The organism is Pseudomonas sp. Irchel 3E19, assembly GCF_900187585.1.
GTDB lineage: Bacteria > Pseudomonadota > Gammaproteobacteria > Pseudomonadales > Pseudomonadaceae > Aquipseudomonas > Aquipseudomonas baetica.
The window spans coordinates 92,646-101,274 of the sequence record NZ_FYDT01000020.1 but is presented as its reverse complement, the minus strand read 5'-3'; the positions used below and the strand labels follow the sequence as shown (position 1 = coordinate 101,274).

Sequence of the window (8,629 nt, the reverse complement as noted above, 5' to 3'; positions counted from 1 at the left end):
CTGTCTGGAAATTATCACGCTCGCTCCTGATCGACATGCCAAAGAGCGAATCCGGCGCTGGCACGGATCCGCTCTGGAAACACCCACGCGTCCACGCGCAATGAGCCTGTCCAAGAAACGAAGTCAGAGGAAAAAATTTAGGCTCTCCACGTAATCCCCGAAGCAGAATCAAAAGCCCCTCACCCTAGCCCTCTCCCGGAGGGAGAGGGAACTGACCGAGGTGATTGCCAGAGTTACGCCGACTTGAAATACCGAGCCGAACTCAAATCCAGAAGCAGATCAAAAGCCCCTCACCCTAGCCCTCTCCCGGAGGGAGAGGGAACTGACCGAGGTGATTGCCAGAGTTACGCCGACCTGAAATACCGAGCTGGACTGAAATTCAGACGCAGATCAAAAGCCCCTCACCCTGGCCCTCTCCCGGAGGGAGAAGGAACTGATCTGAGGTGACCAAACCCAACCACACCCCGCCCCTCACCACTCCACAGGATGAGCGTTAGCTCGGCTGCCGCTCTTGATCTTGCCATGGGCGACGTCGGAAGGCTGAGTGGAGGGATTGATCCGGGGGTGGGAGCGCAGCGACCGTTTGGCGCAGCCAAACACAGCGAGAGGAGGTGCAGCGAAGCAAACCGTAGGCGCTGCGCCCGGATCGATTCCGGAGCGAAGGGACCCCGAGCCTCAGCGAGCGGGCCGCACGTAGGAGCAAGCGTTTTTGGTTACTTTTTAGGCGTTTGTAAAAAGTGACCCGCCGTAGGGGCGGAACCCTAAGTGGCCGTTACCGCAGGAATGGATATGTACCCAAAAAATATGTCGTAGCTGAAATCGATACCCCCCAGCCCTCCCGAAACGTCGGACCGCCCCCATGGGGGCGAGGGGGAAGGGAGCAGATCTTCATGCAGTTCAAAATCTCAGCCCGGCTCGGTCACTTGCTGAGAAACTCGGATACTTTCTGCGCGGCGCTAGCCAAATGCTGCTCATGGGTAAACCCGGAAACCTTCAACGGCTTCAAATCATGATCCCCGGCCGCCAGCCACGCCACCTCAATACCCGGTGACAACGTGTAAGCCTCGACAGCCTCACGATTGCCCAGCGCATCCCGCTCCCCCTGCACAATCAACGTCCGCGTCTGCAAACCAGCCAAATGCTCAACCCGTGGCTTCTCCGGCTTCCCCACCGCATAAAACGGATACCCCAGACACACCAACGCATCAGCCCCCAACTCGTCGGCCAAGAGACTGGCCATCCGCCCCCCCATCGACTTCCCGCCAATGGCCAAAACCCCAGCGACATGACGTCGCACCTCGGCATACACCTCACGCCAGCATTCCTGCAATTTCACAGCAGGATTCGGCGGTCGCTTCACCCCATCAACGCGCCGCTGCGCCATATAAGGAAACTCAAAGCGCAACACGTTGACCCCAAGTGCAGCAAGGCGCCGAGCCATGTCAGTCATCCAGTCGCTATCCATCGGCGCCCCAGCCCCATGCGCCAGGATCAGCGTCGCCGAAGCCCCACCACTGGCGGCATCCCAAAGCCATCCATGATCGAGCACGCACTGCGCCCATTGATCCCCGTCAATACTGGCCTTGTGCTGTTTGTCCATGCTTGCCTCGCTTTTAGTCTGCCTATAACTCCAGACGAAGGATTCGCAGCGTTTTCTGCGTGCGCTCACTTCGGCTGAACCGTGGATGGGGAACCATGAACACTTCTATCAGTACCGCCTACAACTACAAGGTGGTCCGCCAATTCGCCATTATGACGGTGGTGTGGGGCATCGTCGGCATGGGGCTCGGGGTTTTTCTCGCGGCCCAATTGGTCTGGCCCGAACTCAACTTCGATTTACCCTGGACCAGTTTCGGCCGTCTGCGCCCGCTGCACACCAACGCGGTGATCTTCGCGTTCGGTGGCTGTGCGCTGTTCGCCAGTTCGTTCTACTCGGTGCAACGCACCTGCCAGACTCAGCTGTTTGCGCCGAAAATCGCCGCGTTCTGCTTCTGGGGCTGGCAACTGGTGATCCTGCTGGCGGCCATCAGCCTGCCACTGGGTTACACCAGTTCCAAGGAATACGCCGAGCTGGAATGGCCGATCGACATCCTGATCACCATCGTCTGGGTCGCCTACGCCATCGTGTTCTTCGGCACGATCATGCAGCGCAAGAGCAAGCACATTTATGTGGGCAACTGGTTCTTCGGCGCGTTCATCATCACCGTGGCGATTCTGCACATCGTCAACAACCTTGAGTTGCCGGTGAGTTTCACCAAGTCCTACTCGGTGTACGCCGGTGCAACCGACGCGATGGTGCAATGGTGGTACGGCCACAACGCCGTGGGCTTTTTCCTCACCGCCGGTTTCCTCGGGATGATGTACTACTTCGTACCGAAACAGGCCGAACGTCCGGTGTACTCGTATCGCCTGTCGATCGTGCACTTCTGGGCCCTGATCACCTTGTACATCTGGGCCGGCCCGCACCACTTGCACTACACCGCCCTGCCGGACTGGGCGCAGTCGCTGGGCATGGTGATGTCGCTGATTCTGCTGGCACCGAGCTGGGGCGGCATGATCAACGGCATGATGACCCTCTCGGGCGCCTGGCATAAATTGCGCAGCGACCCGATCCTGCGCTTCCTCGTGGTGTCGCTGGCGTTCTACGGCATGTCGACTTTCGAAGGCCCGATGATGGCCATCAAAACGGTCAACGCCCTCTCCCACTACACCGACTGGACCATCGGCCACGTACACGCCGGCGCCCTCGGCTGGGTGGCGATGATCTCGATCGGCGCGCTGTATCACATGATTCCGAAAATCTTCGGCAAAGAGCAGATGCACAGTGTCGGTCTGATCAACGCGCATTTCTGGCTCGCGACCATCGGCACCGTGCTCTACATCGCCTCGATGTGGGTCAACGGCATCGCCCAAGGCCTGATGTGGCGCGCGGTGAACGAGGACGGCACGCTGACCTACTCCTTCGTCGAAACCCTGGTGGCCAGCCACCCAGGCTTTGTCGTGCGGCTGATTGGTGGGGCGATCTTCCTCAGCGGCATGTTCCTGATGGCTTACAACACCTGGCGCACCGTGCGGGCCTCGCAGCCTGCTGACGTCGTCGCTGCCGCGCAGATGGCCTGAGGATTCCGCCATGAAACACGAAACGATTGAAAAGAACGTCGGCCTGTTGATGTTGCTGATGGTGTTCGCCGTGAGCATCGGCGGCCTGACCCAGATCGTCCCGCTGTTCTTCCAGGACGTCACCAACAAACCGGTGGAAGGCATGAAGCCCTACACCGCGCTGCAACTGGAAGGCCGCGACATTTACATCCGCGAAGGCTGCGTCGGTTGCCACTCGCAGATGATCCGACCGTTCCGCGCCGAAACCGAACGCTACGGGCACTACTCGGTGGCGGGCGAAAGCGTGTGGGATCACCCGTTCCTGTGGGGTTCGAAGCGTACCGGTCCGGACCTGGCCCGGGTTGGCGCGCGTTACTCGGATGACTGGCACCGCGCGCACTTGTACAACCCGCGCAACGTCGTACCTGAATCGAAAATGCCGGCCTATCCGTGGCTGGTCACGCAAGCGGTCGACAGCAGCCACACCGAAACCAAGCTCAAGACCATGCGCACCCTCGGCGTGCCATACACCGACGACGACATCAGCGGCGCGGTGGCCAGCCTCAAGGGCAAGACCGAAATAGACGCGCTCGTCTCCTACCTGCAAGTGCTCGGCACTGCGATCAAGAGCAAGAGGTGAGCCATGGTCATTGAAATGAGTGCAGGCCTGATTCGCGGCCTCGGCACGGTCGTGGTGTTCGTCGCCTTCGTCGGGCTGACGCTGTGGGTGTTCAACCGCAAGCGCACCCCGGAATTCGCCGAAGCGCGCCTGCTGCCATTCGCCGACGAACCGCTACCCGACACAACCCCAGTATCTGAACCAAGGAGTACCCGGCCATGACCACCTTCTGGAGTACGTGGATCTGCGTACTGACCATCGGCAGCCTGATCGGCCTGACCTGGCTGCTGATCGGCACCCGCCGGGGCGAGACCAAGGGCAGCGTCGACCAGACCATGGGCCACAGCTTCGACGGCATCGAGGAGTACGACAACCCGCTGCCGCAGTGGTGGTTCATGCTGTTCGCCGGCACGCTGGTGTTTTCCGTGGGCTATCTGATCCTGTATCCGGGCCTGGGCAACTGGAAAGGCATTCTGCCGGGCTACGAGGACGGCTGGACCGGCGTCCACGAGTGGGAAAAGGAGATGAACAAGGCGGATGCCAAATTCGGCCCGATCTTCGCCAAGTTCGCCGCCATGCCGGTGGAAGAAGTGGCGAAGGATCCGCAGGCGCTGAAAATGGGCGGCCGCTTGTTCGCCTCCAACTGCTCGGTGTGCCACGGCTCGGACGCCAAGGGTGCCTTCGGCTTCCCTAACCTGGCTGACAGCGACTGGCGCTGGGGCGGCGATGCCGACACCATCAAGACCACCATCATGGGTGGGCGGATGGCGGCGATGCCAGCCTGGGGCGAAGTACTGGGTGAGGCCGGGGTGAAGAACGTTGCTGCCTACGTTCGTCATGAACTGGCCGGGCTGCCATTGCCGGCCGACAACAAGGCTGATCTGCAAGCCGGACAACAGGCGTTCAGCACGACCTGCGTCGCCTGTCATGGGGCAACCGGCCACGGCACTGAAGCCATGGGCGCGCCGAATCTGACGCACCCGGCCGGATTTATCTATGGCACCAGCCTGACCCAGCTTGAACAGACCATTCGCCATGGTCGCCAAGGCCACATGCCGGCGCAGAACGAACTGCTGGGCAACGATAAAGTGCAATTGCTGGCGGCTTACGTGTACAGCCTAAGCAATGGATTGAATACAGAAAAACTTATTACCGAAGACAATAAACAGTAAATATTGCGTACATCTCTGCCGCACCATTCTCGGTGCGGCAGATCCCGCCCCTTTGCGACGCATTGTCGCACCCCTTTACACCCTCTCCTTTCGGTTCCCCGGATTCGGGTCTACGCTTGGTCGATGCGGACTGGCTCGCGCCGGTTCCAGGTCAACGCTAACCGCTGTGTTCTTCGAACCGGCTGACTGACGTGGCCGCAAAGGCCGGTAGATACCGGCTGTCGTGCCATTTACCGTCCGTCACCCGAACGAATCGTTTGAACACACCCCGTTACGCGCGATCTGAACCCCTCGCTTTTTTCGTCCGCTGCGACATTTTGTCCGAGGCCAATTTTGACCTTACGCGGCGCATGGAAAGGCCGCAGAATCAGCGTTGGAAAGCATTGACCCAGGTCATGGCGCGTTGCAATGACCCCCTGCTCTCTGCATACTTGCGGCCGATTTTAATCCTAATAAAACACCCAAACCGTGGAACCTTAGAATGAGCACAGCAATCAGTCCGACTGCTTATAACTATAAGGTAGTCCGCCAGTTCGCCATCATGACGGTGGTCTGGGGGATCCTTGGCATGGGGCTCGGTGTCTTCATCGCCTCGCAACTGGTCTGGCCGGAATTGAACTTCGGTCTGCCGTGGACGAGCTTTGGACGCCTGCGCCCGTTGCACACAAACCTGGTGATTTTTGCCTTCGGTGGCTGTGCACTGTTTGCCACTTCCTACTATGTCGTGCAGCGAACCTGCCAGACGCGACTGATTTCCGACAGCCTCGCCGCCTTCACCTTCTGGGGATGGCAAGCGGTCATTGTCGGCGCGATCATTACCTTGCCGCTGGGTTACACCACCACCAAGGAATACGCGGAACTGGAATGGCCACTCGCCATTCTCCTGGCCATTGTCTGGGTCACCTACGGTCTGGTGTTCTTCGGCACCATCACCAAGCGCAACACCAAGCACATCTATGTCGGTAACTGGTTCTACGGCGCGTTCATCGTCGTGACCGCGATGCTGCACATCGTCAACCACATGTCGCTGCCGGTCAGCCTGTTCAAGTCGTATTCGGCTTACTCGGGTGCCACCGACGCGATGATCCAGTGGTGGTACGGCCACAACGCCGTGGGTTTCTTCCTGACCACCGGCTTCCTGGGGATGATGTATTACTTCGTGCCGAAGCAGGCCGAACGTCCGATCTACTCCTATCGCCTGTCGATCGTGCACTTCTGGGCGCTGATCACCCTGTACATCTGGGCCGGCCCGCACCACTTGCACTACACCGCGCTGCCGGATTGGGCACAATCGCTGGGCATGGCGATGTCGATCATCCTCCTGGCGCCAAGCTGGGGCGGCATGATCAACGGCATGATGACCCTCTCGGGCGCCTGGCATAAGCTGCGCACCGACCCGATTCTGCGCTTCCTCGTGGTATCGCTGGCGTTCTACGGCATGTCGACCTTCGAAGGTCCGATGATGGCGATCAAGACCGTCAACTCGCTCTCGCACTACACCGACTGGACCATCGGCCACGTACACGCCGGCGCTTTGGGCTGGGTGGCGATGATCTCGATCGGCGCGATCTACCACATGATCCCGAAACTGTTCGGCCGTGCGCAGATGCACAGTGTCGGCCTGATCAACGCGCACTTCTGGCTCGCGACCATCGGTACCGTGCTGTACATCGCGTCGATGTGGGTCAACGGCATCACCCAGGGCCTGATGTGGCGTGCAATCAACGACGACGGCACCCTCACCTACTCGTTCGTCGAAGCGCTGCAAGCCAGCCACCCGGGCTTCATCGTCCGTGCGCTGGGCGGTGCCTTCTTCGCCAGCGGCATGTTCCTGATGGCTTACAACGTTTGGCGCACCGTGCGCGCCTCGAACCCGGCTGAAGCCGAAGCCGCCGCCCAGATCGCTGTCGTTGGAGCTCACTGATGAAGCATGAAGCTGTCGAGAAGAATATTGGCCTGCTGGCCTTCTTCATGGTCATCGCCGTCAGCGTTGGCGGCCTGACCCAAATCGTTCCGCTGTTTTTCCAGGACGTCACCAACAAGCCGGTCGAAGGCATGAAGCCGCGTTCGGCGCTGGAACTGGAAGGCCGCGACGTCTACATCGCCAACGGTTGTGTCGGCTGCCACTCGCAGATGATCCGTCCGTTCCGCGCTGAAACCGAACGCTATGGCCACTACTCGGTTGCCGGGGAAAGCGTCTGGGATCACCCGTTCCTGTGGGGATCCAAGCGTACCGGTCCGGACCTGGCCCGTGTGGGCGGTCGTTACTCCGATGACTGGCAACGTGCGCACTTGTACAACCCGCGCAACGTGGTGCCTGAGTCGAAAATGCCGGCTTACCCGTTCCTCGTGGAAAACAAGCTCGACGGCAAAGACACGGCCAAGAAAATGGAAGTGTTGCGCACGCTCGGCGTCCCTTACACCGACGAAGACATCGCCGGTGCAAAAGATGCCGTGAAGGGCAAAACCGAAATGGACGCGCTGGTGGCCTACCTTCAAGGCCTGGGCACCATCATCAAAAGCAAACGGTGAATTCGATGGATATCGGGATGATTCGTGGCCTGGGCACCGTTGTCGTGATGGTGGCCTTCATCGGTCTGGCGTTGTGGGTGTTCAGTCCCAAGCGCAAGTCGGAGTTTGAAGACGCGACCTTGCTGCCTTTTGCGGATGATCCCGAAGCCATCAAGCACGTCGAGCAAGCTTCTAGGAGTAACAAAGAATGACTACATTCTGGAGTCTGTACGTCACAGTCCTCAGTCTCGGTACGATCTTCGCCCTGACCTGGCTGCTGCTGTCGACCCGCAAGGGCCAGCGCAGCGAACAGACGGACGAGACGGTCGGCCACTCCTTCGACGGGATCGAGGAGTACGACAACCCGCTGCCGAAATGGTGGTTCATGCTGTTCGTCGGCACCATCGTGTTTGCGCTGGGTTATCTGGTGCTGTACCCGGGCCTGGGCAACTGGAAAGGCCTGCTGCCGGGCTACAACTACCTCGATACCGACAAGCAGACCGCGTTCGCCAACGGCCAGACCGGCTGGACCGGCGTTCACGAGTGGGAAAAGGAAATGGCGCGCTCGGACGCCAAGTTCGGTCCGATCTTCGCCAAGTTCGCCGCCATGCCGATTGAAGAAGTGGCCAAGGACCCGCAAGCACTGAAGATGGGTGGCCGCCTGTTCGCCTCCAACTGCTCGGTCTGCCACGGTTCCGACGCCAAGGGCGCCTATGGCTTCCCTAACCTGACCGACGCCGACTGGCGCTGGGGCGGCGAACCGGAAACCATCAAGACCACCATCATGGGCGGTCGTCACGCGGTGATGCCAGCCTGGGCTGAAGTGATTGGTGAGCAAGGCGTTGCCGACGTCGCCGCTTACGTGATCACGAACCTTGATGGCCGCAAGCTGCCGGAAGGCACCAAGGCTGATCCAGCCAACGGCGGCAAACTGTTCGCCGCCAACTGCGTGGCCTGCCACGGCCCAGCGGGCAAAGGCACCCCAGCCATGGGCGCGCCTGACCTGACTCACCCGGGTGCGTTCATCTACGGTTCGAGCTTCGCGCAACTGCAGCAGACCATCCGTTATGGCCGTCAGGGCCAGATGCCGGCGCAGGAACAGCTGCAAGGCAACGACAAGGTGCACCTGCTGGCGGCGTATGTTTACAGCCTGTCCCACGGTGAAAAAGCTCCGGAAGCGAACGCCGAGTAAGGCCGACGCTTGATGCACAGAAAGACCCGGCCAATG

At 60.1% G+C, this 8,629-nt stretch carries 9 protein-coding genes; 8 read left to right on the top strand and 1 reads right to left on the bottom strand.

All coding sequences use genetic code 11. The features are described 5' to 3' along the window. Positions 1-919: 919 nt before the first annotated feature. Entirely contained in the window at positions 920-1,600 is a 681-nt protein-coding gene (locus CKW18_RS14900; protein WP_095189485.1) for an alpha/beta family hydrolase, read from the bottom strand. Between the two features lie 95 nt (positions 1,601-1,695). On the opposite strand from CKW18_RS14900, the gene ccoN (CKW18_RS14895) reads away from it, so the two are divergent. The 8 genes from ccoN (CKW18_RS14895) (at position 1,696) to ccoP (CKW18_RS14860) (ending at position 8,593) form a co-directional block, all read left to right on the top strand. Next, the gene (gene ccoN, locus CKW18_RS14895) at positions 1,696-3,120 is read left to right on the top strand and encodes a cytochrome-c oxidase, cbb3-type subunit I (protein ID WP_095189484.1); all 1,425 of its coding nucleotides are present in this window, start codon (positions 1,696-1,698) and stop codon (positions 3,118-3,120) included. Positions 3,121-3,130: 10 nt separating this feature from the next. After that, a complete protein-coding gene (ccoO, locus tag CKW18_RS14890) occupies positions 3,131-3,739 on the top strand; it encodes a cytochrome-c oxidase, cbb3-type subunit II (RefSeq protein WP_095189483.1) in 609 nt (202 codons plus the stop codon). Between the two features lie 3 nt (positions 3,740-3,742). Beyond that, on the top strand, positions 3,743-3,940 hold the full coding sequence (locus tag CKW18_RS14885) for a cbb3-type cytochrome c oxidase subunit 3 (RefSeq protein ID WP_095189482.1): 198 nt from the start codon (positions 3,743-3,745) through the stop codon (positions 3,938-3,940). Beyond that, a complete protein-coding gene (gene ccoP, locus CKW18_RS14880; protein ID WP_095189481.1) occupies positions 3,937-4,890 on the top strand; it encodes a cytochrome-c oxidase, cbb3-type subunit III in 954 nt (317 codons plus the stop codon). Before CKW18_RS14885 ends, ccoP (CKW18_RS14880) begins: the two co-directional genes overlap by 4 nt. A gap of 481 nt (positions 4,891-5,371) precedes the next feature. Continuing rightward, positions 5,372-6,814: a cytochrome-c oxidase, cbb3-type subunit I gene (gene ccoN / locus CKW18_RS14875; RefSeq protein ID WP_095189480.1), complete on the top strand. Its 1,443-nt coding sequence runs from the start codon at positions 5,372-5,374 to the stop codon at positions 6,812-6,814. After that, positions 6,814-7,422 (top strand): cytochrome-c oxidase, cbb3-type subunit II, encoded by a 609-nt coding sequence (ccoO, locus tag CKW18_RS14870; RefSeq protein WP_095047713.1) that lies wholly within the window; start codon positions 6,814-6,816, stop codon positions 7,420-7,422. Before ccoN (CKW18_RS14875) ends, ccoO (CKW18_RS14870) begins: the two co-directional genes overlap by 1 nt. Before the next feature lie 5 nt (positions 7,423-7,427). Continuing rightward, complete coding sequence (locus tag CKW18_RS14865; RefSeq protein ID WP_003175465.1) at positions 7,428-7,613, top strand: CcoQ/FixQ family Cbb3-type cytochrome c oxidase assembly chaperone; 186 nt, start codon at positions 7,428-7,430, stop codon at positions 7,611-7,613. After that, positions 7,610-8,593: a cytochrome-c oxidase, cbb3-type subunit III gene (gene ccoP / locus CKW18_RS14860; RefSeq protein WP_095189479.1), complete on the top strand. Its 984-nt coding sequence runs from the start codon at positions 7,610-7,612 to the stop codon at positions 8,591-8,593. The genes CKW18_RS14865 and ccoP (CKW18_RS14860) overlap by 4 nt, the downstream gene beginning before the upstream one ends. Positions 8,594-8,629 lie beyond the last annotated feature (36 nt).